The 24,649-nt window shown below is 72.2% G+C and carries 25 protein-coding genes; 5 read left to right on the top strand and 20 right to left on the bottom strand.

Features of this window, described 5'->3' with window-relative positions; translation table 11 throughout:
• Positions 1-4 precede the first annotated feature (4 nt).
• Positions 5-967, bottom strand: a complete 963-nt coding sequence (era, locus tag ABZ192_RS10755; protein ID WP_356924147.1) for a GTPase Era — start codon at positions 965-967, stop codon at positions 5-7.
• Positions 968-1,148: 181 nt separating this feature from the next.
• Between era and ABZ192_RS10750 the strand changes: the two genes are divergently transcribed.
• On the top strand, positions 1,149-1,487 hold the full coding sequence (locus tag ABZ192_RS10750; protein ID WP_020270516.1) for a P-II family nitrogen regulator: 339 nt from the start codon (positions 1,149-1,151) through the stop codon (positions 1,485-1,487).
• 24 nt (positions 1,488-1,511) lie between these two features.
• Here ABZ192_RS10750 and ABZ192_RS10745 read toward each other — a convergent pair whose 3' ends face one another.
• The 9 genes from ABZ192_RS10745 to ABZ192_RS10705 all read right to left on the bottom strand — a co-directional run bounded on the left by ABZ192_RS10745 (position 1,512) and on the right by ABZ192_RS10705 (position 9,553).
• Positions 1,512-1,988, bottom strand: a complete 477-nt coding sequence (locus ABZ192_RS10745) for a hypothetical protein (protein WP_356004251.1) — start codon at positions 1,986-1,988, stop codon at positions 1,512-1,514.
• Between the two features lie 170 nt (positions 1,989-2,158).
• The gene (locus ABZ192_RS10740) at positions 2,159-2,512 is read right to left on the bottom strand and encodes a cytidine deaminase (RefSeq protein ID WP_356924146.1); all 354 of its coding nucleotides are present in this window, start codon (positions 2,510-2,512) and stop codon (positions 2,159-2,161) included.
• A 20-nt stretch (positions 2,513-2,532) separates the two neighbouring features.
• Positions 2,533-2,892, bottom strand: a complete 360-nt coding sequence (locus tag ABZ192_RS10735) for an MmcQ/YjbR family DNA-binding protein (protein ID WP_356924145.1) — start codon at positions 2,890-2,892, stop codon at positions 2,533-2,535.
• Positions 2,889-4,199: a hemolysin family protein gene (locus ABZ192_RS10730; RefSeq protein ID WP_356924144.1), complete on the bottom strand. Its 1,311-nt coding sequence runs from the start codon at positions 4,197-4,199 to the stop codon at positions 2,889-2,891. Before ABZ192_RS10730 ends, ABZ192_RS10735 begins: the two co-directional genes overlap by 4 nt.
• 8 nt (positions 4,200-4,207) lie before the next feature.
• Positions 4,208-4,705, bottom strand: a complete 498-nt coding sequence (gene ybeY, locus ABZ192_RS10725) for an rRNA maturation RNase YbeY (protein ID WP_059414063.1) — start codon at positions 4,703-4,705, stop codon at positions 4,208-4,210.
• 13 nt (positions 4,706-4,718) lie between these two features.
• Positions 4,719-5,786, bottom strand: coding sequence for a PhoH family protein (locus ABZ192_RS10720; RefSeq protein ID WP_356924143.1), 1,068 nt, complete (start codon positions 5,784-5,786; stop codon positions 4,719-4,721).
• A 244-nt stretch (positions 5,787-6,030) separates the two neighbouring features.
• Complete coding sequence (locus ABZ192_RS10715; protein ID WP_356924142.1) at positions 6,031-7,167, bottom strand: PfkB family carbohydrate kinase; 1,137 nt, start codon at positions 7,165-7,167, stop codon at positions 6,031-6,033.
• 140 nt (positions 7,168-7,307) lie between these two features.
• A complete protein-coding gene (locus tag ABZ192_RS10710) occupies positions 7,308-8,597 on the bottom strand; it encodes a glucarate dehydratase family protein (RefSeq protein ID WP_356924141.1) in 1,290 nt (429 codons plus the stop codon).
• Positions 8,594-9,553, bottom strand: a complete 960-nt coding sequence (locus ABZ192_RS10705) for a 5-dehydro-4-deoxyglucarate dehydratase (RefSeq protein ID WP_356924140.1) — start codon at positions 9,551-9,553, stop codon at positions 8,594-8,596. The genes ABZ192_RS10710 and ABZ192_RS10705 overlap by 4 nt, the downstream gene beginning before the upstream one ends.
• Before the next feature lie 98 nt (positions 9,554-9,651).
• Here ABZ192_RS10705 and ABZ192_RS10700 point away from each other — a divergent pair, with 98 nt between their 5' ends.
• Together ABZ192_RS10700 and ABZ192_RS10695 are read left to right on the top strand one after the other, a co-directional pair.
• The gene (locus tag ABZ192_RS10700; RefSeq protein WP_356924139.1) at positions 9,652-10,431 is read left to right on the top strand and encodes an IclR family transcriptional regulator; all 780 of its coding nucleotides are present in this window, start codon (positions 9,652-9,654) and stop codon (positions 10,429-10,431) included.
• A gap of 201 nt (positions 10,432-10,632) precedes the next feature.
• The gene (locus ABZ192_RS10695) at positions 10,633-11,946 is read left to right on the top strand and encodes an MFS transporter (RefSeq protein ID WP_356924138.1); all 1,314 of its coding nucleotides are present in this window, start codon (positions 10,633-10,635) and stop codon (positions 11,944-11,946) included.
• 17 nt (positions 11,947-11,963) lie between these two features.
• Here ABZ192_RS10695 and ABZ192_RS10690 read toward each other — a convergent pair whose 3' ends face one another.
• The 10 genes from ABZ192_RS10690 to hrcA all read right to left on the bottom strand — a co-directional run bounded on the left by ABZ192_RS10690 (position 11,964) and on the right by hrcA (position 22,791).
• A complete protein-coding gene (locus tag ABZ192_RS10690) occupies positions 11,964-12,956 on the bottom strand; it encodes an adenosine deaminase (protein WP_356924137.1) in 993 nt (330 codons plus the stop codon).
• Positions 12,957-12,976: 20 nt separating this feature from the next.
• Positions 12,977-13,882 (bottom strand): ribonuclease Z, encoded by a 906-nt coding sequence (locus tag ABZ192_RS10685; protein ID WP_356924136.1) that lies wholly within the window; start codon positions 13,880-13,882, stop codon positions 12,977-12,979.
• A gap of 12 nt (positions 13,883-13,894) precedes the next feature.
• A complete protein-coding gene (locus tag ABZ192_RS10680; protein WP_351413587.1) occupies positions 13,895-14,248 on the bottom strand; it encodes a histidine triad nucleotide-binding protein in 354 nt (117 codons plus the stop codon).
• Between the two features lie 98 nt (positions 14,249-14,346).
• Entirely contained in the window at positions 14,347-17,547 is a 3,201-nt protein-coding gene (locus ABZ192_RS10675) for a S41 family peptidase (protein WP_356924135.1), read from the bottom strand.
• A gap of 45 nt (positions 17,548-17,592) precedes the next feature.
• A complete protein-coding gene (locus ABZ192_RS10670; RefSeq protein WP_356924134.1) occupies positions 17,593-18,150 on the bottom strand; it encodes a hypothetical protein in 558 nt (185 codons plus the stop codon).
• Between the two features lie 49 nt (positions 18,151-18,199).
• Complete coding sequence (locus ABZ192_RS10665; protein WP_356924133.1) at positions 18,200-18,592, bottom strand: VOC family protein; 393 nt, start codon at positions 18,590-18,592, stop codon at positions 18,200-18,202.
• 18 nt (positions 18,593-18,610) lie between these two features.
• Positions 18,611-19,351, bottom strand: coding sequence for a 16S rRNA (uracil(1498)-N(3))-methyltransferase (locus ABZ192_RS10660; RefSeq protein ID WP_356924132.1), 741 nt, complete (start codon positions 19,349-19,351; stop codon positions 18,611-18,613).
• On the bottom strand, positions 19,348-20,424 hold the full coding sequence (locus ABZ192_RS10655) for a nitronate monooxygenase (protein ID WP_356924131.1): 1,077 nt from the start codon (positions 20,422-20,424) through the stop codon (positions 19,348-19,350). Before ABZ192_RS10655 ends, ABZ192_RS10660 begins: the two co-directional genes overlap by 4 nt.
• Positions 20,425-20,638: 214 nt before the next feature.
• Positions 20,639-21,775, bottom strand: a complete 1,137-nt coding sequence (gene dnaJ, locus ABZ192_RS10650; RefSeq protein WP_086603819.1) for a molecular chaperone DnaJ — start codon at positions 21,773-21,775, stop codon at positions 20,639-20,641.
• On the bottom strand, positions 21,775-22,791 hold the full coding sequence (gene hrcA / locus ABZ192_RS10645; protein WP_086563135.1) for a heat-inducible transcriptional repressor HrcA: 1,017 nt from the start codon (positions 22,789-22,791) through the stop codon (positions 21,775-21,777). The genes dnaJ and hrcA overlap by 1 nt, the downstream gene beginning before the upstream one ends.
• A gap of 170 nt (positions 22,792-22,961) precedes the next feature.
• Between hrcA and ABZ192_RS10640 the strand changes: the two genes are divergently transcribed.
• Both ABZ192_RS10640 and ABZ192_RS10635 read left to right on the top strand, forming a co-directional pair.
• Positions 22,962-23,693 carry an MBL fold metallo-hydrolase gene (locus ABZ192_RS10640; RefSeq protein WP_356924130.1) on the top strand — a complete coding sequence of 244 codons (732 nt, stop codon included), beginning with the start codon at positions 22,962-22,964 and terminating at the stop codon, positions 23,691-23,693.
• A gap of 31 nt (positions 23,694-23,724) precedes the next feature.
• Positions 23,725-24,531, top strand: coding sequence for a DUF3097 domain-containing protein (locus ABZ192_RS10635; protein WP_356924129.1), 807 nt, complete (start codon positions 23,725-23,727; stop codon positions 24,529-24,531).
• The last annotated feature ends 118 nt before the right edge of the window (positions 24,532-24,649 follow it).

The raw sequence follows: 24,649 nt of genomic DNA, 5'->3' as shown, positions 1-24,649 counted from the left end.
AACCTCAGAACCCCAGCTTGCGCAACTGCCGCGGATCCCGCTGCCAGTCCTTGGCGACCTTCACATGCAGGTCCAAGAACACAGGGGTGCCCAGCAGCGCCTCGATCTGCTTGCGGGACTTGATGCCGACCTCCTTCAGGCGCTTGCCCTTGGGGCCGATGATGATGCCCTTCTGGCTGGGGCGCTCGATGTAGACGAAGGCGTGGATGTCGAGCAGGGGCTTGTCGGCGGGGCGGTCCTCGCGCGGGAGCATCTCCTCGACGACCACGGCGATGGAGTGCGGGAGCTCGTCGCGGACGCCTTCCAGCGCGGCCTCCCGGATCAGCTCCGCGATCATGACCTGCTCGGGCTCGTCGGTGAGGTCGCCCTCGGGGTAGAGCGCCGGGCCCTCCGGCAGGAGCGGGACGAGCAGGTCGGCCAGCAGGTCCACCTGCTGGTCGGCGACCGCCGACACCGGGACGATCTCCGCCCACTCGAAGCCCAGCTCCTTGCCGAGCTGGTCGATCGCGATGAGCTGCTCGGCGAGCGTCTTGCTGTCCACCAGGTCGGTCTTGGTGACGATGGCGATCTTCGGCGTCTTCTTGATGGACGCCAGTTCCTTCGCGATGAAGCGGTCACCGGGGCCGAGCTTCTCGTTCGCCGGCAGGCAGAAGCCGATCACGTCCACCTCGGCCCACGTCGTGCGCACGACGTCGTTCAGCCGCTCGCCCAGCAGCGTGCGCGGCTTGTGCAGCCCCGGGGTGTCGACCAGGATCAACTGGGCGTCCGGACGGTGCACGATGCCCCGCACGGTGTGCCGCGTCGTCTGCGGCTGGTTCGCCGTGATCGCCACCTTCTGGCCGACCAGAGCATTCGTGAGGGTGGACTTGCCCGCGTTGGGACGGCCCACGAAGCAGGCGAAGCCGGCCCGGTGGACAGCCTCGGCCGGCTCTTCGGATGACTGGGTACGAACGCTCATGGCGCCCATTCTCCCTGATCCACGGAGCCCTGCCGCACAGGCGCCCGAACCGCCCGCCCCGTGCCTCCGGCCACAGACGCCCCGGACCTTCCGGCGCACTCCGGGACGGCCTACGATCACGGCATCCCGGGCCACGGCGGCCCCGGTCTCCCCGCCCCTCGTCTCCCCTGCCCAGAAGGTCACCCCAGGCATGAAGCTCATCACCGCGATCGTCAAGCCGTACCGCCTCGACGAGATCAAGAACGCCTTGCAGGAGCTCGGCGTGCAGGGCCTGACCGTGAGCGAGGCCAGCGGCTACGGCCGGCAGCGCGGCCACACCGAGGTGTACCGCGGTGCCGAGTACCAGGTCGACCTGGTGCCGAAGGTCCGGATCGAGGTCGTCGTCGAGGACGCGGACGCGGAGGCCGTCATCGACGCGGTCGTGAAGGCCGCGCACACCGGCAAGATCGGCGACGGCAAGGTATGGGCACTGCCCGTGGACACGATCGTGCGGGTGCGGACGGGCGAGCGCGGGCCGGACGCGCTGTAACGTGCGCGCCCGGCCCGGCCGGGATCAGTCGAACACGAACGGGCCCGGCGACTGCGGCCCGGTCGCCGTGCAGGTGATGGTGATGCCGAAGACGGTCATCTTCAGCGAGCCGCCGAAGGCCTCCAGGCTGTCGCCGGAGGCCACGGTGCCGCTGAGGGGGCCGACCTCGACGGGGGCGCCGGCGGCCATCGCCGGGTTCTGCGTGCCGGTGAAGTCGACGGTGCCGCCGCCGGCCTTCACGAGGGTGAGGGTGGACGCGATCGAGTCCTCGCCGAGGGCGATCGGCGCCGTGATCGCCGAGGACTTGACGGTGAGGGTGGCGGCGGTGCCGTCCTGCGTGGCCGTGAGCGTGGCCTCGCCACTGCCGAAGGTGCCGCAGTCGGCACTGATCGTCGCCGTCTGGGGGGTGACGGCGAGTGCGGCGGGGGCGAAGGCCAGCCCGGTGACCGCGAGGGCCCCGGCCGCCAGGGCGGCACCTGCTCCGATTCGCTTGCGTCTCATGGGATTCCGGCTCCGTTTCCGTGTGGGGGGACGCTCGGCCGTGCGTGCGGGCACGTCATGCGAGCGCCGAACCTGACGGTCCGTCGGAACTTGCGGTTCCCATTGATGCGCCTGGGACAGACGGCGGCAAGGTTGAATTCGCGCCTAATTACCGCCGGTTACAGCAGACTTCAGCCGGCCGTCACGGTGGTCCGGACCGTCCCGTCGGGCCCGGCCACCAACACCGGCGTCCGGGCGCCACCGAGATCCCGTACCGCCGCCCGGTCCTCGTCGGACGCGGTCTCCGCCTCCGTCACCACGGCCGCGGCCTCCAGGGACGTCGCACCCGAGGCCACCGCCATCGCCACGGCCGTCCGGAGGGCACTGAGCTTCAGGGAGTCGAGGGCCACGGTCCCCGCGACATACGTACGTCCGGTCTCGTCCCGTACGGCCGCCCCCTCGGGCACGCCGTTGCGGGCCCGCGCGGAACGGGCCAGGGTGACGATCTTGCGGTCCTCGGGGTCGAGCGCGCTGCTGTCGGTCATGATCCGAGCATACGGAAGCTTCAGGACCGGTCGAGGCGGAGGCGGTCCGCTCGCGGCAGGCCCGCGACGACGAGGTCGTACGAGTCCTCGATCAGCTCCCGGACCAGCCGGTCCGGGAGTCCCCCGTCACACGTGACCGTGTTCCAGTGCCGCTTGTTCATGTGCCAGCCGGGGACGATCAGGCCCTCGTGCTCGCGGCGGAGCCGGATCGCGTCGTCCGGGTCGCACTTGAGGTTGGCCTTCAGGGGACGCGCGTCGAGGTGCGACAGGGCGAAGAGCTTGCCCTGGACCTTGAAGACCGAGATCTCGGGGCTGAACGGGAAGTCCTCGACCGCGGCGTTGAACGACAGGCAGAACGCGCGCAGTTCCTGCGGAGTCATTCCGGCTGCTCCTCCTCGTCCGGTGGAGGATCCGCCGGGTCCACCGGCTCCACCAGCACCGTCACGATCTTGTTCCGGCGGCCTGCCGCGGCCTCCGCGGTCAGGCGCAGTTCCCGGCCGTCCGGGAGGGCGACGACGGACGACGCGCCGGCGATGGGAACCCGGCCCAGCGCCTTCGCCAGCAGGCCGCCGACCGTCTCGACGTCCTCGTCGTCGAAGGCCTCCAGGCCGTACAGCTCGCCCAGGTCGCCGATGTCCAGGCGGGCGGTGACCCGGTAGCGGTCCTTGCCGAGGTCCTCCACCGGCGGCAGTTCGCGGTCGTACTCGTCGGTGATCTCGCCGACGATCTCCTCGAGGATGTCCTCGATGGTGACGATGCCGGCGGTGCCGCCGTACTCGTCGACGGCGACGGCGACGTGGTTGCGTTCCTTCTGCATCTCGCGCAGCAGGTCGCCCGCGTTCTTGGTGTCGGGCACGAAGAACGCCGGGCGCATCGCCGTGGACACCTGCTCGGACTCGGCGTCGCGGCTGATGTGCGTCTTGCGGACCAGGTCCTTCAGATACACGATCCCGACGATGTCGTCCTCGCTCTCGCCGGTCACCGGGATGCGGGAGAAGCCGGAGCGCAGGGCGAGGGTGAGGGCCTGGCGGATGGTCTTGTAGCGCTCGATGACCACCAGGTCCGTGCGCGGCACCATGACCTCCCGGACGAGGGTGTCGCCCAGCTCGAAGACCGAGTGCACCATGCGGCGCTCCTCGTCCTCGATGAGCGACTCCTTCTCGGCGAGGTCGACGAGCGCCCGCAGCTCCGCCTCGGAGGCGAACGGGCCCCGGCGGAAGCCCTTGCCGGGGGTGAGCGCGTTGCCGATGAGGATGAGCAGCGACGGGATCGGGCCCATGATCCGGGCCAGCGGCACCAGGACGTACGCCGAGACCGTCGCCGTGTTCAGCGGGTGCTGGCGGCCGATGGTGCGCGGGGAGACGCCGACGGCGACGTACGACACGAGGACCATGACCGCGATGGCGATCAGGAGGGCCTCGGTCGTGCCGTCGAACTCCTTCAGGCAGCCGTAGGTGATCAGCGCGGCGGCGGCCATCTCGCAGGCGACGCGCACCAGCAGCGCCACGTTCAGGTAGCGGGTCGGGTCGGCGGCGACCTGGGACAGCCTGGCGCTGCCCCGGCGGCCGGAGCGCACGGCCTCCTCGGCGCGGAAGCTGGAGACGCGCGCGAGGCCCGCCTCCGCGCAGGCGAAGAGCCAGGCCACGACGACCAGGGCCACCGCGCCCAGGGCCAGTTGCGGACTCATCGGCGGGCTTAAGAGACCGTCGGCGCCGGGGAGGGCCCGGTCAGGCCCCGCTCCGCGCGCCAGCCGTCCACGATGGCCGCCTGGAGGCCGAACATCTCGGCCTTCTCGTCCGGCTCCTCGTGGTCGTAGCCCAGCAGGTGCAGCACCCCGTGGACGGTGAGGAGCTGGAGCTCCTCGTCCATGGAGTGCTGCGTGTCCGCTTCCTTGCCCTGCTTCTCCGCGACCTCGGGGCACAGCACGATGTCGCCGAGGAGCCCCTGCGGCGGCTCGTCGTCGTCCTTGGACGGCGGGCGCAGCTCGTCCATCGGGAAGGACATGACGTCCGTGGGGCCCGGCAGGTCCATCCACTGGATGTGGAGCTGCTCCATGGCGGCGGCGTCCACGACGATCACCGAGAGCTCGGAGAGCGGGTGGATGCGCATCCGCGCGAGCGCGTAGCGGGCGATGTCGAGGATCGCCTGCTCGTCGACCTCGGTACCGGACTCGTTGTTGACGTCGATCGACATGCTGGTGCTCGGTCTACTTCCCCTTGTGCCCGGACTTGCCGCGGCCCTTGTGCGTGCCGTTCTGGGTGCCGTGCTTGGTGTCGTACTGCTCGTACGCGTCGACGATACGGCCCACGAGCTTGTGCCGGACGACATCGTGGGACGACAGCCGGGAGAAGTGGACGTCCTCGACGCCGTCCAGGATGTCCTGCACCTGCCGCAGACCGCTCTTCGTCCCGTCCGGGAGGTCGACCTGCGTCACGTCACCCGTGATCACGATCTTCGAGTCGAAGCCGAGGCGGGTGAGGAACATCTTCATCTGCTCGGGGCTCGTGTTCTGGGCCTCGTCCAGGATGATGAAGGCGTCGTTGAGCGTGCGGCCGCGCATGTAGGCGAGCGGCGCGACCTCGATCGTGCCCGCCGCCATCAGCCGGGGGATGGAGTCCGGGTCGAGCATGTCGTGCAGCGCGTCGTAGAGCGGGCGCAGGTAGGGGTCGATCTTCTCGTAGAGCGTGCCCGGCAGGAATCCGAGCCGCTCTCCGGCCTCGACCGCCGGGCGGGTCAGGATGATGCGGTTGACCTGCTTGGACTGCAGGGCCTGCACCGCCTTGGCCATCGCCAGGTACGTCTTGCCGGTGCCCGCCGGGCCGATGCCGAAGACGATCGTGTGCTTGTCGATCGCGTCCACGTAGCGCTTCTGGTTGAGCGTCTTGGGGCGGATCGTGCGGCCTCGCGAGGACAGGATGTTCTGCGTGAGCACCTGGGCCGGGGTCTCCTGGCCGTCGCTCTCCCCGTTCTCGCTCGCCTTGAGCATGGCGATCGAGCGTTCCACTGCGTCCTCCGTCATCGGCTGTCCGGTGCGGAGCACCAGCATCATCTCGTCGAACACGCGGGCGATGAGGGCGACGTCCACGGGGTCGCCGGCCGCGCTGATCTCGTTGCCCCGGACGTGGATGTCGGCCGCCGGGAAGGCCTTCTCGATCACGCGCAGGAGGGCGTCGCCGGAACCCAGCACGGTCACCATGGGGTGCTGGGCGGGGACGGTGAACTGCGCTCTCGCCTGCTCCTGCGCGGGGGTGTGAGCTGTGGGTGTCTGAGTCATGGGCCGGCGCTGAAGGCCTGCGGTTCCTCCTCTTCACGGCCGCGTAGCTGAGGGCGGCCTCGCGATTCCCAGGGTACGACGGGGGACTGACAACGCCGTAGGGGTTTTGGGGGCGGGGTTTCCCACCAGGGGATCTGGAGCGACGGTTTCGGAGGCGAGGGCACTTCTTGGCCGACCGATTCGGGCGGTGGGTGGACATAGGTCCGGGGGTCCAGGAGCGGAGCCCCCTGGACGGCCAGGACGGTCACGCCGAGCGCCGGAACCCGATCGTCGGCACGGCACGCCGCAACGGCCAGGGCCTGACCAACTCCTCCGACACCAGCCCCGCCAGGAACCCGTACCGCCGCAAGGCCTCCGGATCCTGCCCCTCCACCGACTGCACCCGCCGCCACCACGCCGCGATCTCCGACCACCCCGGCGCCGACAACGACCCCCCGAATTCCTGCACCGACAGCGCCGCCGTCAGCCCGGCGAAGGCCAGCCGGTCCGCCAGCGGCCAGTCCGCCAGCGTCCCGGTCAGGAACCCGGCGACGAACACGTCCCCCGCCCCCGTCGGATCGAGCGCCTCGACCTCGATCGCCGGCACCTCCGCGGTCTCCCCCGTGCGCCGGTCCACCGCGTACGCCCCGTCCGCCCCGAGCGTGACCACCGCGAGCGGCACGTAGTCGGTCAGCGCGTGCGCCGCCGCCCTGGGGCAGTCCGCGCCCGTGTACCGCATGGCCTCCTCCGCGTTCGGCAGGAACGCCTCGCAGTAGCGCAGGTCGGGCAGCGCCGCCAGGTCCCACGCGCCGGTGTCGTCCCAGCCGACGTCGCCGAAGACCCGGGTGCCCTTGCCCGCGGCCTGGGCGATCCAGGGCGCGCTCACACCGGGGGCGAGGGAGGCGACGGCGGCACGCGCGCGGGGCGGGCACTCGGGGGCGGGCTCCTCCGGGGGCGGCTCGTGGCCGTGCGAGACCATCGTGCGCTCCCCCTCGTAGGCCATGGAGACCGTCACCGGGGAGTGCCAGCCGGGCACCGTGCGCGACGGGGAGAGGTCGATGCCCTCGCCGTGCTCCAGGGCGTCCCAGCAGTAGTCGCCGTAGTGGTCGTCGCCGAAGGCCGCCGCGAGTGACGTGCGCAGGCCGAGGCGGGCCAGGGCGGTGGCCATGTTGGCGACGCCGCCGGGGCTCGACCCCATCCCGCGCGCCCAGGACTCCGTCCCGCGCACCGGGGCGGAGTCGAGGCCGGTGAAGATGATGTCGAGGAAGACGGTGCCGGTGAGGTAGACGTCCCAGGGCGGGTCGTCCGGCGCGCGCAGCGGGGCGAGGGGATCGACCTGGCTCTGGCGGTGCGATCCCTTTCCGGCCGGGCCCTTTCCTGCCGGGGCGGTGGACGCGATCACGATGCGCTCCCTGACGTGGTGCGGATCAGGCCAGTCTGCACCACATCACTGACAACGTGACGCCGATCACGCCGGACCCACCCGTTCCGTCAGCTCGCACCGGCCGCCCGCGCGCCCCCTGAGCGACCGGAGAGCCGGGGCTACCAGCGGGGCATCGAGGGCGCCACCCACTCCGGGTCGGCGACCCGCATGGCCGCCGCGTCGTCGCGGTCGCGCAGCGCACCGTCGTCATCCAGCCACCGTCGGTGCAGCACGGCCAGCCGCTCACGGTCGAGCTCCACGCCGAGCCCGGGGGCGTCGGACACGGTCACCGTGCCGCCCTCGAAGGTGAGCCGCTCGGTGAGCACGTCCTCCGACTGCCAGGGGTAGTGGGAGTCGCAGGCGTGGTGGAGGTTCGGGACGGTGGCCGCGACGTGGGTCATCGCGGCGAGCGAGATGCCCAGGTGGGTGTTGGAGTGCATCGACACGCCGACTCCGAAAGTGCGGCAGATGGCCGCCAGTTGCTGGGTGTTGCGCAGTCCGCCCCAGTAGTGGTGGTCGGAGAGCACCACCTGGACGGCGCCCCTGGTGAACGCTTCCTTGATCTCGGCGAAGGTCGTCACACACATGTTGGTCGCGAGCGGCACCCCGGTCCGCTCGGCGACCTCGGCCATGGCGGGGGTACCGAGGGTCGGATCCTCCAGGTACTCCAGGACGTCCCCGAGCTCCCGCGCCACCTTCAGCGAGGTCTGAAGGGACCAGGCGCCGTTGGGGTCGAGCCGCAGCGGGTGCCCGGGGAACGCCTCGGCGAGCGCCCGGACGGCCGCGATCTCCTCGTCGGGCGGGAAGACACCGCCCTTGAGCTTGAAGGAGGTGAAGCCGTACCGCTCGGTGAACCGGCGGGCCTGTGCCACCACCCCGGCCGGGTCGACGGCGGCTCCCCAGCCGTCCTTCTCGCAGGCGACACCCTCCGGGTGGCCGGCCCACTTGTAGAACAGGTAGGCGCTGTACTCGACGGCGTCGCGCACCTTGCCGCCGAGCAGCGCGTGCACGGGCAGTCCGAGGGTCTTGCCGAGGGCGTCGAGGCAGGCGACCTCGAAGGCGGAGACGACGGAAAGACGCAGCTTGTCGGCGGTCTGGACGCCGCGCAGCCCGCCGACGTCGACGGCGTTGTCGACCCGGGACCGGTCGACGGCGACCTGGTCCGCGACCGTGAACAGCCCGTTGAGGTCGCTGACCTGCCGCCCCTTCAGCCGCTCGGCGAAGGGCCGGGCCAGCTCCAGGTACTTGGTGTCGCCGTAGGTCTCCCCCAGGCCCGTGACCCCGTCCGCCGTGACGACTTCGACGATCAGCCGGGGCGTGTAGGGCTGGTGCACGCCCTGCGTGTTGAGCAGCGGCGGGTCCGCGACCAGGATCGGCGTCAGCCGTACGTCGGTGATGGCGAGGTTCACAGGGCGGCTCCTACGAGGTCGAGTCCCGCGGTGAGGAGGGCGGTGAGGGCGGCCAGGTCGGCGGGCGAGGGGTCGGTGAGCGGGGCGCGGACGGGACCCACGGGGTGGCCGCGCAGCCGGGCCGCCGCCTTCACCAGGGACACGGCGTACCCGGGGACGCGGTCGCGCAGTTCGACGAGCGGGACGTAGAAGCCGCGCAGCAGTTTGTCGACGGTGCCGTGGTCGCCGTCGCGCAGGGCGGTGAAGAAGGCGCCGGCGATCTCGGGGGCGAAGGCGTGGACGGCGGAGGAGTAGGCGGGTACGCCGACGGCGGCGTAGGCGCGGGCCTGGACCTCGGCGGTGGCGGCGCCGTTGAAGAACAGGAAGTCCTCGGGCGCGGCGAGGGTGAGGCGCTGGAGCCGGTCGAGGTCGCTGTGGCCGTCCTTGAGGCCGATGACGCCCGGCAGGGCCGCGATGCGCCGGAGCGACTCGGCGGTGAACGTGACCTGGCCGCGCTGGTAGGCGATCAGGGGCAGCCGGGTGCGGGCGGCGATCTGTTCCAGCTGGGCGACGAGTCCGTCCTGCGGGGCGGCGACGAGGTAGTGCGGCAGCACGAGGAGCGCGTCGGCGCCGGCGTCCTCGGCGATGCGCGCGAACCTGACGGCCTGCGCCCAGCCGTAGCCGATCCCCGCGACGACGGGGACGCGGCCCGCCGCCTCCTCGACCGTGATGGTGACGACCTGCCGGTACTCGTCCTCGTCGAGCGAGAAGAACTCGCCGGTCCCGCAGGCGGGGAAGACGGCTCCGGGCGAGGCGGCGAGCCGGTCCGCGACGTAGGCGCGGAAGCCGTCCGGGTCGAGGCCGCCGTCGTCGCGGAAGCTGGTGAGCGGGAAGGACAGCACGCCCCCGGCCATGCCCTTCCGCAGCCGGTGTGCGACCGCACCCGGGCCGGCGCTCACGGTCGTCTCCTCGGTCATCCCCCGCCATCTCCTTATGTAGACGTCATTTATGTATGAGAATGAGGGCTGGGTAGGCGAACGTCAACCGCACGGGGCGGCCCGATTACGATCGGCACATGTCAGACACAGGTGGCGTCCGCGAAGTGAAGTCCGCGGCCCGCACGGTCGAGTTGCTGGAACTCCTCGCGGCGCGCGGCGACCGCCCGGCCCGGCTCCAGGAGCTGGCCGACGCACTCGGCGTGCCGCGCAGCTCGATGTACGCGCTGCTCCAGACCCTGGTCTCGCGCGGCTGGGTCCGCACGGACGTCACCGGATCCCTGTACGGCATCGGCATCCACGCCCTGCTCACCGGCACCAGTTACCTCGACTCCGATCCGCGGGTCAGGGTCGTGCGGCCGTATCTCGACGAGGCGTCCGAGGCGCTCGGCGAGACGATCCACATGGGCCGGCTGGACGGCCGGGACGTGGCCTATCTGGCGACGCGGGAGTCGCACGAGTACCTGCGCACGATCAGCCGGGTGGGGCGGCGCCTGCCCGCGCACGCCGGGGCCCTGGGCAAGGCCCTGCTGGCACAGCGCCCGGACGCGGACCTGCCCGAGGGGCCGTACGAGGCGCTGACCCCGAACACGCACACCAGCAGGGAGTCCCTGGCGGCCGACCTCGCACGGGTCCGGGCCCGCGGCTGGTCCGTGGACCGCGAGGAGGGCGTGATGGGCATCGTCGGCTTCGGGTTCGCGCTGCGCTACGACACCCCGGCGCTGGACGCGATCAGCTGCTCGGTGCCGGTGGCCCGGCTCACGCCGGAGCACGAGGAGCGGATCGTCGCCGTGATGCGGGAGATCCGGGCCAAGGTGGAGGCGACGGTTCCGGGGGCCGGATCGGTGCACTGGCGTTAGCGGAAACCCCCACGCCACCTGGCGAAAGGCCCTCGTCTACCCGGCCTTCACCGCACCAAACGCAACGTGCGCCACATCACACCCCGCGGGTTAACTCGTACGACTACTTGCTTGATACAAATTGCCCGCGCGTTCCTGTCCGTCGACGGTCGTCGCCCTCCCCCACCTCCACCGCTCCTTTCGCATGCCCTGGGAACGCCCGTGCTCGCCCCCCGCACCACCCCCTGGCCCCTCGTCGCCCTTTTCACGGCCGGGTACCTCGCCCCGTACCTGCTGCCGACCACCGTCGGCAGACTCGACTCGGGCCTTCCGCTCTCCGCCACCCAGGCCGGCGCCGTCGGCAGTGCGCTGCTGCTGAGTTCGGCTGCCGCCGGATTCGCCCTGGCCTCACGGGTCGAACGTGTCGGGGCCCGCAGCCTCGCCCGGCTCGGACTCGCGCTGGCCCTGCTCGGCTACGGCAGCGCCGCCCTGACCACCACGGTCCCGGCGGTCGTCGCCGGCGCGATGGTCGGCGGATTCGGATCCGGCACGGCCACCACCGTCGCCGCCACCCTGATAGCCGCCCAGCGGGATCCGCACCGGGCCTCCACAGCCGGGCTGCTCACCGTCTCCGCCCTCGCGGGCGCCGTGTATCTGACGGTCCCGCACCTCGGCCCGGGACACGGCCTGCCCCTGGCCGCGATCGCCCTCACGGCCCTGGCCGTATGGCCGTTGACCGGCCGCCTGCCCGCCGGTACGCCCGCCGCGCCCGCGCGGCACCACAACGCCCGGCTGCCCCATGCCCGTTCGGGCCTGGTGCTGGCCGCTGCCATGCTGTGCTGGTCGCTCGCCCAGAACTCCCTGTGGGGCGTCAGCGGACAGATCGGGCTGACCCAGGCCCGCCTCGGCGAGGCCACCGTCGGAGCGGTCTTCGCCGTGGCGCTGGGCGCCGGACTGACCGGCGTCCTCGCGGCGGGCGCGATCGGGGCGCGGTTGGGACGTGCGGTGCCGATCGGGGCGGGCACGGTCCTGATCGCCGGCTGCATCGTGCTCAGCGCCTCCGCGACCGACCTGACGAGCTTCGCCACCGGCGAGATCGCCTGGAACACCCTGTACCCGGTGGTGCTGTCGTACCTGATCGGGCTCGCCGCCTCGCTCGACCCGCGCGGCCGCTGGGCGGTGCTCGTCGGCTCGGCGTCCTCGCTGGGCACGGCCGCCGGGCCGCTGGCCGGCAGCGTGCTGTCGGCGCAGGCCGGGTTCCCGGTCATGGGCGCGATCCTGGCCGCCGGTCTGCTGGTGATCGCCCTGCCGATGACCGCCGTCGCCCTGCACACGAGCGGGCGCCCGCTGCTCGCCGGGGCGATCCGCCGCCGCGGCGGCCACCCGGCCGCCCTGGTCGCCGCCACCACGGGCACCCCCACCGGCGCGGTCCCCGAGATCGGCGCCCGGGAACAGCAGGTGGTGGAGATCCCCGTGGACGCCCCGGCCGTCCCGGCCCGGCGCGCCTACGGCCAGGCGGGGTCGGAGGTCTTCTGACGCCTACGGGTGGTTCCTCAGCGGAACTCGTAGGCCTCCACCTCGGCGAGATACCGCGCCCGCAACTCCTCGTCGTCCTCCAGGAACGAGGCGAGGAAGGAGTTGCGGGCGAGCTCGCGCAGCCGCTCCTCGCCCAGGCCTAGGGTGTCGCGCACGGCGTCGAAGTTGTCACCGGCGTACCCGCCGAAGTACGCCGGGTCGTCCGAGTTGACCGTGCACACCAGCCCGGCGTCCAGCATGGCGGGCAGCGGATGGTCGGCGAGGGTGTCGACGGTCCGCAGCCGGACGTTCGACAGGGGGCACAGCGTCAGCGGCACCCGCTCCCGCACCAGCCGCTCCACCAGCGCCGGGTCCTCCACGCAGCGCAGCCCGTGGTCGACCCGCTCGACGCCGAGGACGTCCAGGGCCTCGGTGATGTACTCCGGCGGCCCCTCCTCACCGGCGTGCGCGACCCGCCGCAGCCCGAGCGCGGCGGCCGCCTCGTACACCTCGCGGAACTTCGCCGGCGGATGCCCGACCTCGGCCGAGTCGAGTCCGACGCCGGTGATCCGGTCCAGGTACGGCTTGGCCGCGTCCAGGGTCGCCAGCGCCGACTCGGCGGACTCGTCGCGCAGGAAGCACAGGATCAGCCGGGTCGAGACACCGTGGTTCGCTTCGCTGTCGCCCAGCGCCCGCCACAGGCCCTCGACGACCGTGCCGAGCTCCAGCCCGCGGCTGGTGTGGGCCTGCGGGTCGAAGAAGATCTCCGCGTGCCGCACGCCCTGGGCGGCGGCGCGTGCGAGGTAGGCGTTCGCGAGGTCCTCGAAGTCCCGCTCGGTGCGCAGGACGGCCATGAGCTCGTAGTACAGGTTCAGGAACGACTGGAGGTCCTCGAACCGGTACGCCTCGCGCAGCTCGTCCGTGTCCGCGTACGGCAGCGTGACGCCGCTGCGCGCGGCGAGCTCGAAGGCGAGTTCCGGCTCCAGGGTGCCTTCGATATGAAGGTGCAGTTCGGCTTTGGGGAGGGACATCAATTCATCGTACGGGCGTTTCACCGACGCTTCGGAACCGGCACCCGCAGAAGGTCGTGCGCCACGGTCAGCTCCCCGTCGTACCCGGCGGCCCGCGCCTGCCGCTCGAACTCGTCCGGGTCCGTGTAGCGCTGGCTGAAGTGGGTGAGCACGAGGTGTCGCACCCCCGCGTCCCGGGCCACCCGGGCGGCCTGACCGGCCGTCAGGTGCCCGTGCTCCACCGCGAGTTGCTCGTCCTCGTCGAGGAAAGTCGACTCGATGACGAGCATGTCGCAGCCCTCGGCGAGCGCGTACACTCCCTCGCACAGCCGGGTGTCCATGACGAACGCGAACCGCTGCCCGCGCCGCACCTCGCTGACGTCCTCCAGCAAGACCCCGCCGAGCGAGCCCTCGCGCTGGATCCGGCCGACGTCCGGCCCCTTGATGCCGTGCGCGGCGAGCCGCTCGGGCAGCATGCGGCGGCCCTCGTGCTCGGTGATCCGGTAGCCGTACGACTCGATCGAGTGCGACAGCCTGCGGGTGTCCAGCGTGTACGACGGCGTGACCGCGAGCACGCCGTCCCCGTCGGCCGGGGCCTCGGTGAGGAAGACGGTCGCGCGGTAGGGCGTGGCGTACTGGAGCCGCTCGTAGAAGCGCTGCCCGGACTTCGGGTAGTGGGCGGTGATCTCGTGCGGCACCTGGTCGAGGTTGATGCGCTGGATGACCCCGGGCAGACCGAGGGCGTGGTCGCCGTGGAAGTGCGTGACGCAGATCCGGTTCAGGTCGTGCGCGGCGACCCCGGCCCGCACCATTTGGCGCTGGGTGCCCTCGCCGGGGTCGAACAGGATGCCCTCGCCGTCCCAGCGGAGCAGGTAGCCGTTGTGGTTACGGTGGCGGGTCGGGACCTGGCTGGCCGTGCCGAGCACCACGAGTTCACGTACGGACAAGGCGTTGTCCCGTTATCCGGGGGGCCATTCGAGGCCGCGGCCTCCGAGCACGTGGCCGTGCACGTGCCAGACCGTCTGGCCGGCGCCGCTGCCGGTGTTGAAGACGAGGCGGTAGCTGTCCAGCTTTTCCTCGTCGGCGACGGCCTGGGCCTCGCGGAGGACGTCCGCGGTGAGGGCCGGGTCGGCGGCGGCGAGGGCGGCGGCGTTCTCGTAGTGCGCCTTGGGGATGATCAGGACGTGGGTGGGGGCCTGGGGGTTGATGTCGCGGAACGCGACGGTGGTGTCCGTCTGGCGGACGATCGTCGCCGGGATGGTTCCCGCGACGATCTTGCAGAAGAGGCAGTCGTCCTGGGGTTCCCCTGCCATGTTCCCTCCGGGGGTTGGCCGAATTTCGGTCTTGCCGGGCATCGTATCGTCGTCGGGTGCGGGTGCCTTGTGGCTGGTCGCGCAGTTCCCCGCGCCCCTTAGGTAGGCAAGCCTGGGGGCGTTTTCGCCGGTACTGTCTCCAGGCTTTCCAGTGCCAGTCGGATGGCCTCGTCCAGTTGGGCATCCCTGCCCGCCACGTGGTCCTGGGGGCGCTGCACCACTTCCACGTCCGGATCGACGCCGTGGTTCTCCACCCTCCACTCGTAACCCTCCAGCCAGAAGGCGTACTTGGGTTGGGTGACCAGGGTGCCGTCGACCAGGCGGTAGCGGCTGTCGATGCCGATGACGCCGCCCCAGGTGCGGGTGCCGACCACCGGGCCGAGGCCCAGGGCCTTGATCGCGGCGTTGACGATGTCGCCGTCGGAGCCGGAGAACTCGTTGGCGACGGCCACGACCGGGCCGCGCGGGGCGTCCTCGGGGTAGCTGTAGGGGCGCATGCCGCGCGGGACGGCCCAGCCGACGATGCGGCGGGCGAGTTTCTCGACGACCAGCTGGGAGGTGTGGCCGCCGCGGTTCTCGCGGACGTCGACGACCAGGCCCTCGCGGGCGACCTCGATGCGCAGGTCGCGGTGGATCTGGGCCCAGCCGGGGGCCTGCATGTCCGGGACGTGGAGGTAGCCGAGGCGGCCGCCGGACTTCTCGTGGACGTAGGCGCGCCGGTCGGCGACCCAGGCGTGGTAGCGCAGCGGCTCCTCGTCGGCGACCGGGACGACGACGGCGTGCCGCGGATCGCCGCCGCCGGACGGGGAGATGGTCAGCTCGACCGGCTTGCCCGCCGTGCCGATCAGCAGCGGGCCGGGGCCGGTCACCGGGTCGACCGGCTGGCCGGCGATGGCGAGGATCGCGTCCCCGGGGCGTACGGCGACGCCGGGCGCGGCCAGCGGGCTGCGGGCGTCCGGGTCGGAGGTCTCGGAGGGCAGGATGCGGTCGACGCGCCAGCTGCCGTCCTCGTGGCGGGAGATGTCCGCGCCGAGCAGGCCCTGGCGGGGGCCTCCGCCGAAGCCGCCGCGCGGGGTGACGTAGGCGTGCGAGGTGCCGAGTTCGCCCTGTACCTCCCACAGCAGGTCGACCAGGTCGTCGTGGGTGGCGAGCCGGTCCAGGACCGGCCGGTAGCGGTCGAGGACGCCGGCCCAGTCGACGCCGCTCATGTCGGGACGCCAGAAGTGGTCGCGCATGATGCGGCCGTTCTCGTCGAACATCTGCCGCCACTCGGCGGCCGGGTCGACGAACTGGCGTACGCGGCCCAGGTCGACGGTGATGTTGGTGTCGCTGTCGTCGTCGCTGGAGGCGCGCCGGTCGCTGGGGACGACCTTCAGCCGCCCGTCGGTCCACAGCAGCACCCGCTTGCCGTCGCCGCTGACCTCGAAGTGGTCGGCGTCGACGGCGAGATGCTCGACCCGCTGCTGGGCGAGGTCGTAGCGCTCCAGCTCGGACTTGGGGTCGGGGTCGTCCGGAGTGGCCCGGGACGCGCCGAGCACACCGGCGACCGGGTGGCGCAGCCACAGGACCCCGTCCTTGGCGGCGCGCAGGTTGGAGTAGCGGGCGGCCTCGACCGGGAAGGGCACGATGCGGTCGGCGAGGCCTTCGAGGTCGATACGGGTGGTGGGGGTGCCCTCGCTGTCGGGGGTCTCCTCCCGGTCGGGCGTCTCGAAGGACCGGCCGTGCCGCTGCGGTCCGAACGGGGAGGGCGTGGTGGCCGCGAGCGTGATCAGATGCGGCCGGGCGCCCTCCACGAAGGCCAGGTCGAAGACGTGCTCGTCGTAGACCGGGTCGAAGGAGCGGGTCGACAGGAACGCGAGGTGCTTGCCGTCCGTCGTGAACGCCGGCGCGTAGTCCTGGAAGCGCAGCGGGGTCGCCTCGGTGACCGACAGGTCGGTGGTGTTGGCGAGCTTCAGCTGCGACAGGGGGCGCGGGCCGGGGTGGGACCAGGCGAGCCAGGAGGAGTCGGGCGAGAAGACGAGCCCGGACACATCACCGTCGTCGCTGCGGTCCACCTCCCGCACCTCGCCCGTCTCCCGCTCGACGAGCAGCAGACGACCGTCGTGGGAGGCCACGGCCGCGCGGCTGCCGTCCGGTGCCATGGCGAGGTCCAGCACCCTGCCGAGCTGCCCGGCGGCGAGCCGGCGCGGTGTCGCCCCCGGGGCGAGGCCGGTGGCGGGCGCGAACTCCAGGGCGTCGTCGCCTTCGGCGTCCGTGACCCACACCACCCACTCCTCGCCGTCCGCGCGGAACGTCCGCGGCAGCCGGGCCCGGACGCCGGGCGTCGCGGCCAGGGCGCGGGCCGGGCCGGAGCGGTGGGTGACCCAGTGGACGGAACCCCGTACGGACACGGCGCTGCCGCGTGCGGTGTGGTCCGGGGCCGCCGAGCCGAACCACCGGGAGGCGTTGACCGGGAACGGCTGGAGGTCGACGCGCTGCCCTCCCAGCCTCACCTCCAGCCGCCGCGGCTCGGCCCCGTCCAGGTCGTCCAGCACCCACAGCTCACCGGCGCTGGAGTAGACGACACGGGTGCCGTCGGTCGCGGCGTGCCGGGCGTAGAAGCCGTCGAGTGGCGTGTGCCGGCGCAGGTCGGACCCGTCGGCGAGGGAGGAGTACAGCGCGCCGGTGCCCTCGTGGTCGGAGAGGAAGGCCACCCGCTCGCCCACCCACAGCGGGTACTCGATGTTGCCGTCGAGTTCCTCGTGCAGCCGGACGAACTCCCCGTCGCCGTCCCGGTCGATCCACAACTTGCCCGCCGTACCGCCCCGGTACCGCTTCCACCAGGCGGCCTCGCGCCCCATCGGGGCGGACAGCAGGACGACGCCCGGCCCGTAGGCGATGTCCCCGACCGGCCCGTACGGCAGGGTGGTGGCCGGACCGCCGTCGAGCGGGACGGCACGCGCCCAGGTGCGGCGCAGGCTCGCCTGGCCCTGGGTGCTGATCGCGAGCACGTCGCCGTCCGGGGTCCAGCCGCGCACCTGGGTCTTGAGACTGCCCCAGTACGTCAGGCGCTTGGCGGGGCCGCCGTCGACCGGGGCGATGTGCACCTCGGGGGCGCCGTCGCGGGTGGAGGTCCAGGCGACCGTGGTGCCGTCGGGCGAGATACGGGGCAGGGTCACCGGCACGTTCTCGGCGCTGACCCGCCAGGCCCGTCCGCCGTCGAGAGGAGCGAGCCACACGTCGTCCTCGGCGGTGAAGGCGACCAGGTCACCGTGCACGTGCGGGAAGCGGAGGTAAGCAGGCGATGCGGACTGTGTCACCCGATCACCCTATGCAGGGAGGCCGTCGTACGGACAGGGTTCGGATCACTTGCCCTCGACAGGGCGGCAGTCCGGGTACCGGTCGCACCAGATGGTCTGCGTGACGGTCACGGTGACGGTGGGACCGGGCTGCCCGTTCGAGGGCCCGCCTCCGACGGGCGGCGGGCTGGTGGAGTTGCAGTCGCCGAGCCCGTCGACCTCGAACCACACCTTGCCGTCCACCTTGGCGGTGATGTTCCCGCGCACACAGGCGCCGTCCACCGCGTGGGTGACCTTGCCGTCGACGGTGATGTCCTTCCCGTCCTCCGTCTCCCCCTCGCAGTCGACGGTGACGACGGTCCTCTCACTCGCCGACGGCGACGGCTTCCCGCCCTGGCCGGAATCCCCGTAGGAGCCGGTGCACGTCAGCCAACGCACGGCCGCTTTCTGCCGGTTGAGCTCCTTGGTGACGGCTTCGTCGGTGGTGTACGCGACGGTCGCGGAACTGATCCCGCCACCGGGTTCACACGCCACCACGCCGCCGACGGCAGCCACCGCGCAGGTCACCGCGACCGCCACCGTACGGTTGCGCGGCCCTCGCCAAATCCTCCTCAGTGCCCCCATGGAGGGGAGCCTGCCACCGTCGCGGGCCGCGCGGTAGGGCGCAAAGGCGTCAGCCGCGCAGCAGCAACCACTCCTGCAGCTCGACCAAGTTGCCCTCGGGGTCCTTGAGGTGGGCGACGCGCAGGCGGTCGGTCAGGTGGGCCGGGCCGTGGAGGATCGTGGCGCCGCGCATCGTGATCTCCTCGCAGTACCCTTCCAGGGCGTCGACGCGCAGGACGACCAGGGAGCGGTGGCCGTTCGCCGTGTCGCCCAGCTCGTCCAGGACCTCGGCCATCATCGAGCGATCCTGCAAGGCGATGCCCGCGGAGCCCACCGCGGGGCTGAACTTCTCGTACGGCCCGTCCACCGCTCCCGACTGCGGCTTGAGGCCGAGGACCTCGCCGTAGAAGTGGTAGCAGGCGGCGAAGTCGGTCACGAGCAGTCGTACCTGGGCGAGTTCCACGGTGCCTCCGAGAGGGGTTCAGGTCCAGCGGCCGGTGCGAGCCAGGAGCACGGCCGCGGCCGCCGTCCCGGCAGTCGATGTGCGCAGCACGCTGCGCCCGAGGCGATACGCCTTGCCCCCCGCTTGTGCGAACAGCGCCAACTCCTCCGGCGCCACGCCCCCTTCGGGCCCCACGACGAGCACGATCTCCCCGGACGACGGCAGTTCGGCCGTCGCCAGCGCCTCGTCCCCGCTCTCGTGCAGCACGGCGGCGAAGTCGGCGGCGGCCAGCAGTGCGGCGACCTGCTTGGTCGTAGCCGCCTCCGCGACCTGCGGGAAGCGCACCCGGCGGGACTGCTTGCCCGCCTCCCGGGCCGTGGCCCGCCACTTGCCCAGCGCCTTCAGCCCGCGGTCGCCCTTCCACTGCGTGATGCAGCGCGCCGCCGCCCACGGCACGATCGCGTCGACGCCGACCTCCGTCATCGTCTCGACGGCCAGCTCTCCGCGGTCGCCCTTGGGCAGCGCCTGGACGACGGTGAGGCGGGGCTGCTCCGGCGGTTCCTCCGTCACCGGGTCCAGCCGGACGATCAGCCGGTCCTTGCCCTCGGTGTCGAGCACGACACCGTCCGCCCAGCGCCCGGCCCCGTCCGTGAGGACGACGTCCTCACCGGGCCGCAGCCGCTTCACGGAGACGGCGTGCCGCCCCTCCGGGCCGTCGAGGACGTGACGGCCGCCGCCGGCCGCGTCGAAGTGCTCGACCACGAACACCGGAGCCGTCATCGGATCCCGCCTCCGCCCGACAACGCTGTCCGCGCGGAGGCGAGTTCACCGGCCAGCACCTCCACGAGCTGTCCGGCGGGCAGCTCCCGCGCCATCCGGTGGCCCTGCCCGGCCCACAGCGCCATGCCCTGCGCGTCCCCCGCCTTGGCGGCGGCCTTGCGCAGCGGCGCGGTGAGGTGGTGGATCTCGGGGTAGGCGGCGGGCGCGTACGGGCCGTGCTCGCGCAGGAAGCGGTTGACCAGACCGCGCGCCGGGCGCCCGGAGAAGGCCCGGGTCAACTCCGTTCGGACGAACAGGGGGTTGGTCAGCGCCTGCTTGTGCAGGGCGTTCGCGCCCGACTCGGCGGTGGCGAGGAACGCGGTGCCGAGCTGGGCCGCGCTCGCGCCCGCCGCGAGGACCGCGGCGATCTGGCCGCCGCGCATGATGCCGCCGGCGGCGATGATCGGGATGTTCACGGTCTCCCGGATCTGGGCGACCAGCGACAGCAGCCCGATGCCGGAACCGTCCGTCTCGGGGATGTCCCGGTGCGTGCCCTGGTGGCCGCCGGCCTCGACGCCCTGCGCGATGACCGCGTCCGCGCCGGACCGCTCCACGGCCCGGGCCTCGTCCGGCGTGGTGGCGGTGACCAGGACGAAGGTGCCGACGCGGTGCAGGGCGTCGACGACCTCCCGGCTCGGGGCGCCGAAGTGGAACGACACCACCGGCACGGGGTTGTCGCGCAGGACCGCGAGCTTGGTCTCGTAGCCGTCGTCGCGGCCGCTCTCGGGGTCGCCGAGCTCGGCCTCGTACCAGGAGGCCTCGCCGGCCAGCTGGTGGGCGTAGACGTCGATAGCGGCCGGGTCGGCGTACTCCGGCTGCGGCATGAAGAGGTTCACGCCGAAGGGCCTGCCGGTGAGGCTCCTCAGCTGCTTGATCTCCTCGTACATCCCGTCTGCGGTCTTGTACCCGGCGGCGAGGAACCCGAGCCCGCCCGCCTCGCACACGGCGGCGGCGAGCTTCGGCACGGAGACGCCGCCCGCCATGGGGGCCTGCACGATCGGGTGGGGGAAGAGATCGGTCAGCGCGGAGGACATGACCGCATGTTGTCACGTCCTCCGGACTGCTCCGAAACCGGCCTGCCGTGTGGCATAGACCAGAGGAAAAGCCACCTGCCGACCCTCGGGGAAGCCCCTGTCACCGCCCGTTGAACGCGTCCTTCAGCCGAGAGAACACCCCCTGCTGCCCCGGCTGACTGTGCCTGCCCGGGGCCCGACCCCCGGACCCCCAGCAGAGGCCGGACCGCCGGCGTCACCGGCCGTTGAACGCATCCTTCAACCGCGAGAACAACCCCTGCTGCCCCGGCTGGAACTGCCCCTGAGGCCGTTCCTCGCCGCGCAGCTTGGCCAGCTCGCGGAGCAGGCGCTCCTGCTCGACGTCCAGCTTGCTCGGGGTCTGGACCTCGACGTGGACGATGAGGTCGCCGCGTCCGCCGCCGCGCAGGTGCGTGACACCGCGGCCGTGCAGCGGGATCGACTGGCCGGACTGGGTGCCCGGGCGGATGTCGACCTCCTCCAGGCCGTCCAGCGTCTCCAGCGGCACCTTCGTGCCGAGGGCGGCCGCCGTCATCGGGAGCGTGACCGTGCAGTGCAGGTCGTCGCCGCGCCGCTGGAACTGCGAGTGCGGCAGTTCGTGGATCTCGACGTACAGGTCGCCCGCGGGACCGCCGCCGGGCCCGACCTCGCCCTCACCGGCGAGCTGGATGCGCGTGCCGTTGTCGACACCGGCGGGGATCTTCACCGTCAGCGTGCGACGGGAGCGGACGCGGCCGTCGCCGGCGCACTCCGGGCAGGGGGTCGGGACGACCGTGCCGAAGCCCTGGCACTGCGGGCAGGGCCGCGAGGTCATGACCTGGCCGAGGAAGGACCGCGTGACCTGGGACACCTCACCGCGACCGCGGCACATGTCACACGTCTGGGCGGAGGTCCCCGGCGCCGCGCCCTCACCACTGCAGGTGTTGCAGACGACCGCCGTGTCGACCTGGATGTCCTTCGTCGTGCCGAAGGCAGCCTCGTCGAGCTCGATCTCGATGCGGATCATGGCGTCCTGGCCGCGGCGGGTGCGCGAGCGCGGTCCGCGCTGCGACGCCGTGCCGAAGAACGCGTCCATGATGTCGGAGAAGTTCCCGAAGCCGCCGGCCCCGAAGCCGCCCGCGCCGCCGCCTCCGGCCTGCGAGAGCGGGTCGCCGCCGAGGTCGTAGACCTGCTTCTTCTGCGGGTCCGACAGCACCTCGTAGGCGGCGTTGATCTCCTTGAACCGCTCCTGGGTCTTCGGATCGGGGTTGACGTCCGGGTGCAGCTCGCGCGCGAGCCGCCGGAAGGCCTTCTTGATCTCTTCCTGCGACGCGTCGCGGCGCACGCCGAGTACGGCGTAGTAGTCCGTGGCCACTACGACTCCGCCAGGATCTGTCCGACGTACCGTGCCACTGCGCGTACCGCTCCCATCGTTCCCGGGTAGTCCATGCGGGTCGGTCCGACCACGCCGAGCTTGGCGACAGCCTCGCCGCCCGAACCGTAGCCGACCGACACGACGGACGTGGAGTTGAGTCCTTCGTGGGCGTTCTCATGACCGATCCGTACGGTCACGCCCGGATCCTGCGCCTCGCCGAGCAGCTTGAGGAGCACCACCTGCTCCTCCAGCGCCTCCAGCACCGGCCGGATCGTGAGGGGAAAGTCATGCCCGAAGCGGGTCAGGTTGGCGGTGCCGCCGATCATCAGCCGCTCCTCGTTCTCCTCGACGAGCGTCTCCAGAAGTGTGGAGAGCACCGTGGAGACCGTACCCCGGTCCTCGTGCTCGAACGCCTCCGGCAGATCCTCCACCAGACTCGGCACATCCGTGAAACGGCGGTTCGCCACCCGGCTGTTGAGCCGCGCCCGCAGATCCGCGAGCGAGGCCTCGCCGAAGGGCGCCGGGCAGTCGACCACGCGCTGCTCGACCCGCCCGGTGTCCGTGATCAGCACGAGCATCAGCCGCGCGGGCGCGAGAGCGAGCAGCTCCACGTGCCGCACGGTCGAGCGGGTCAGCGACGGGTACTGCACGACGGCGACCTGGCGTGTGAGCTGGGCCAGCAGCCGTACCGTACGCGCCACGACGTCGTCGAGGTCGACGGCGCCCTCGAGGAAGTTCTGGATCGCGCGCCGCTCGGGCGCGGTCATCGGCTTGACGCCGGCCAGCTTGTCCACGAACAGCCGGTAGCCCTTGTCGGTGGGGATGCGCCCGGCGCTGGTGTGCGGCTGGGCGATGTACCCCTCGTCCTCCAGGGCCGCCATGTCGTTGCGGACCGTGGCCGGCGAGACGCCGAGGTTGTGCCGCTCGGTGAGGGCCTTGGAGCCGACCGGCTCCTCGGTGCCGACGTAGTCCTGGACGATGGCGCGCAGCACCTGAAGCCTGCGTTCACTGAGCATTCGCGCGCACCTCCAGAAGTCGTCCGCCTCGTGTCCTGCCTGTGGGCCTGGCACTCTGCGCGTGCGAGTGCCAGCATTCCCCGCCAAGTGTACGGCTGTGGGGTACACCCCCGGCAAGGCTGGTCGCGTGCTGTCGTGCCCGGGGCGGCGGTCACCGCTAGCGTCGCCGTATGACGGTGACTTGGGAAGAGCTCGGATGGGAGCGCGTGGCCGCGGGGGTGGGGCGGTGCCGGCTCCCGGTGTGGGACTGCACGGTGGGGCTGGTCGCCGGTGAGGGCGCGGTCCTCATGATCGACGCGGGGTCGAGCCCGGCCGAGGGCGCGCGGTTGCGCGAGCAGGCGCGGTCGCTCACCGGTCACCGTGTGACGCATCTCGCGCTGACCCACCCCCACTTCGACCATGTCTTCGGGGTGGCGGAGTTCACGGACGCGGAGGTGTTCGGCGCGGTGGGCGTGGACGCGGTGCTGACGCGCCTGCGGGACCGCGAGGAGCTGCGCGCGGACGCGGTGCGTCACGGCCTGGCGCAGACCACCGCGCGGGAGGCGGCGGACCGGCTGGTCGCGCCCCCCCACCTGGTCTCCGGCGAGTGGACCCTCGACCTGGGCGGCGGACGCCAGGTGCTGCTGGCCAACGTGGGCCCCGGGCACACCGCACACGACCTGGCGGTGCTGGTGCCGGGGGATCCGGAGGTGGTGTTCTGCGGCGACCTGGTCGAGGAGTCCGGCGAGCCGCAGGCGGGCCCCGACGCCGTGCCGTCGCACTGGCCGGCCGCCCTGGACCGGCTGCTCGACCTGGGCGGCGAGGACGCGCTGTACGTGCCCGGTCACGGAGCGGTGGTGGACGCGGCGTTCGTCCGTGCCCAGCGTGACGCGCTGGCCGCCGGTTTCGGCGTGTCTCCGTGACCACCCACCGGCTTCTCCTATCGTCATCAGAATGCGCCAGTACTCGCCCGATCTGACTCCGCCGTGGAAGAAGCCGCAGCAGCCGGTGCCCGAGGTTCCGGCGGAGCCGGGTCTGGTCGTCGAGGAGGCCGGGACCGGCTTCTGCGGTGCGGTGATCCGCTGCGAGGCGGGCACGGTGACACTGGAGGACCGCTTCGGCAAGCACCGGGTGTTCCCCATGGAGCCGCGCGGCTTCCTCCTGGAGGGCAGGGTCGTGACCCTGGTCCGCCCCGCGCCCGCCGGCCCCGCACGCCCCACCCGCACGGCCTCCGGTTCGGTCGCCGTCCCCGGTGCCCGCGCACGCGTGGCCCGCGCCGGGCGCATCTACGTCGAGGGCCGGCACGACGCCGAGCTGGTCGAGCGGGTCTGGGGCGACGACCTGCGCATCGAGGGCGTGGTCGTGGAGTACCTGGAGGGCGTCGACGACCTGCCGTCGATCGTCGCCGACTTCGCCCCCGGCCCGGACGCGCGGCTGGGCGTGCTGGTGGACCACCTGGTGCCGGGCTCGAAGGAGTGGCGCATCGCGCAGTCGGTGACGAGCGACCACGCCCTGGTCGTCGGCCACCCCTACATCGACATCTGGGAGGCGGTGAAACCGTCGTCCCTGGGCATCGAGGCGTGGCCCCGGGTCCCGCGCGGCCAGGACTGGAAGACGGGCGTGTGCAGGGCGCTGGGCTGGCCGGACAACACGGGAGCGGCCTGGCAGCGCATCCTGTCGGCCGTACGGTCGTACAAGGACCTGGAACCGGAACTCCTGGGCCGAGTGGAAGAACTGATCGACTTCGTAACGGCTCCCTAGCTGCGGGCAATCGTGCCTCCCCCAGTGCCTTAAAGGCCTGGGAGGTGTCCCCGGGCGGCACGGGTGGGCGCAGCGGCACCCCGCTCCGCCGGGCTGCGCAACGCCCCGCACCCCAGCC

Source organism: Streptomyces sp. NPDC006235 (assembly GCF_040613735.1).
Lineage (GTDB): Bacteria > Actinomycetota > Actinomycetes > Streptomycetales > Streptomycetaceae > Streptomyces.
The sequence above is the reverse complement of the archived record's forward strand: the minus strand, read 5'-3'. Positions and strand labels throughout refer to the sequence as shown.

Excerpts from the sequence above, each read along its gene's own strand:
- era (WP_356924147.1), bottom strand. The coding sequence starts at position 967 with ATGGGCGCCATGAGCGTTCGTACCCAGTCATCCGAAGAGCCGGCCGAG.
- ABZ192_RS10750 (WP_020270516.1), top strand. The coding sequence starts at position 1,149 with ATGAAGCTCATCACCGCGATCGTCAAGCCGTACCGCCTCGACGAGATC.
- ABZ192_RS10745 (WP_356004251.1), bottom strand. The coding sequence starts at position 1,988 with ATGAGACGCAAGCGAATCGGAGCAGGTGCCGCCCTGGCGGCCGGGGCC.
- ABZ192_RS10740 (WP_356924146.1), bottom strand. The coding sequence starts at position 2,512 with ATGACCGACAGCAGCGCGCTCGACCCCGAGGACCGCAAGATCGTCACC.
- ABZ192_RS10735 (WP_356924145.1), bottom strand. The coding sequence starts at position 2,892 with ATGACTCCGCAGGAACTGCGCGCGTTCTGCCTGTCGTTCAACGCCGCG.
- ABZ192_RS10730 (WP_356924144.1), bottom strand. The coding sequence starts at position 4,199 with ATGAGTCCGCAACTGGCCCTGGGCGCGGTGGCCCTGGTCGTCGTGGCC.
- ybeY (WP_059414063.1), bottom strand. The coding sequence starts at position 4,705 with ATGTCGATCGACGTCAACAACGAGTCCGGTACCGAGGTCGACGAGCAG.
- ABZ192_RS10720 (WP_356924143.1), bottom strand. The coding sequence starts at position 5,786 with ATGACTCAGACACCCACAGCTCACACCCCCGCGCAGGAGCAGGCGAGA.
- ABZ192_RS10705 (WP_356924140.1), bottom strand. The coding sequence starts at position 9,553 with ATGACCGAGGAGACGACCGTGAGCGCCGGCCCGGGTGCGGTCGCACAC.
- ABZ192_RS10700 (WP_356924139.1), top strand. The coding sequence starts at position 9,652 with ATGTCAGACACAGGTGGCGTCCGCGAAGTGAAGTCCGCGGCCCGCACG.
- ABZ192_RS10690 (WP_356924137.1), bottom strand. The coding sequence starts at position 12,956 with ATGTCCCTCCCCAAAGCCGAACTGCACCTTCATATCGAAGGCACCCTG.
- ABZ192_RS10680 (WP_351413587.1), bottom strand. The coding sequence starts at position 14,248 with ATGGCAGGGGAACCCCAGGACGACTGCCTCTTCTGCAAGATCGTCGCG.
- ABZ192_RS10670 (WP_356924134.1), bottom strand. The coding sequence starts at position 18,150 with ATGGGGGCACTGAGGAGGATTTGGCGAGGGCCGCGCAACCGTACGGTG.
- ABZ192_RS10660 (WP_356924132.1), bottom strand. The coding sequence starts at position 19,351 with ATGACGGCTCCGGTGTTCGTGGTCGAGCACTTCGACGCGGCCGGCGGC.
- ABZ192_RS10655 (WP_356924131.1), bottom strand. The coding sequence starts at position 20,424 with ATGTCCTCCGCGCTGACCGATCTCTTCCCCCACCCGATCGTGCAGGCC.
- hrcA (WP_086563135.1), bottom strand. The coding sequence starts at position 22,791 with ATGCTCAGTGAACGCAGGCTTCAGGTGCTGCGCGCCATCGTCCAGGAC.
- ABZ192_RS10640 (WP_356924130.1), top strand. The coding sequence starts at position 22,962 with ATGACGGTGACTTGGGAAGAGCTCGGATGGGAGCGCGTGGCCGCGGGG.
- ABZ192_RS10635 (WP_356924129.1), top strand. The coding sequence starts at position 23,725 with ATGCGCCAGTACTCGCCCGATCTGACTCCGCCGTGGAAGAAGCCGCAG.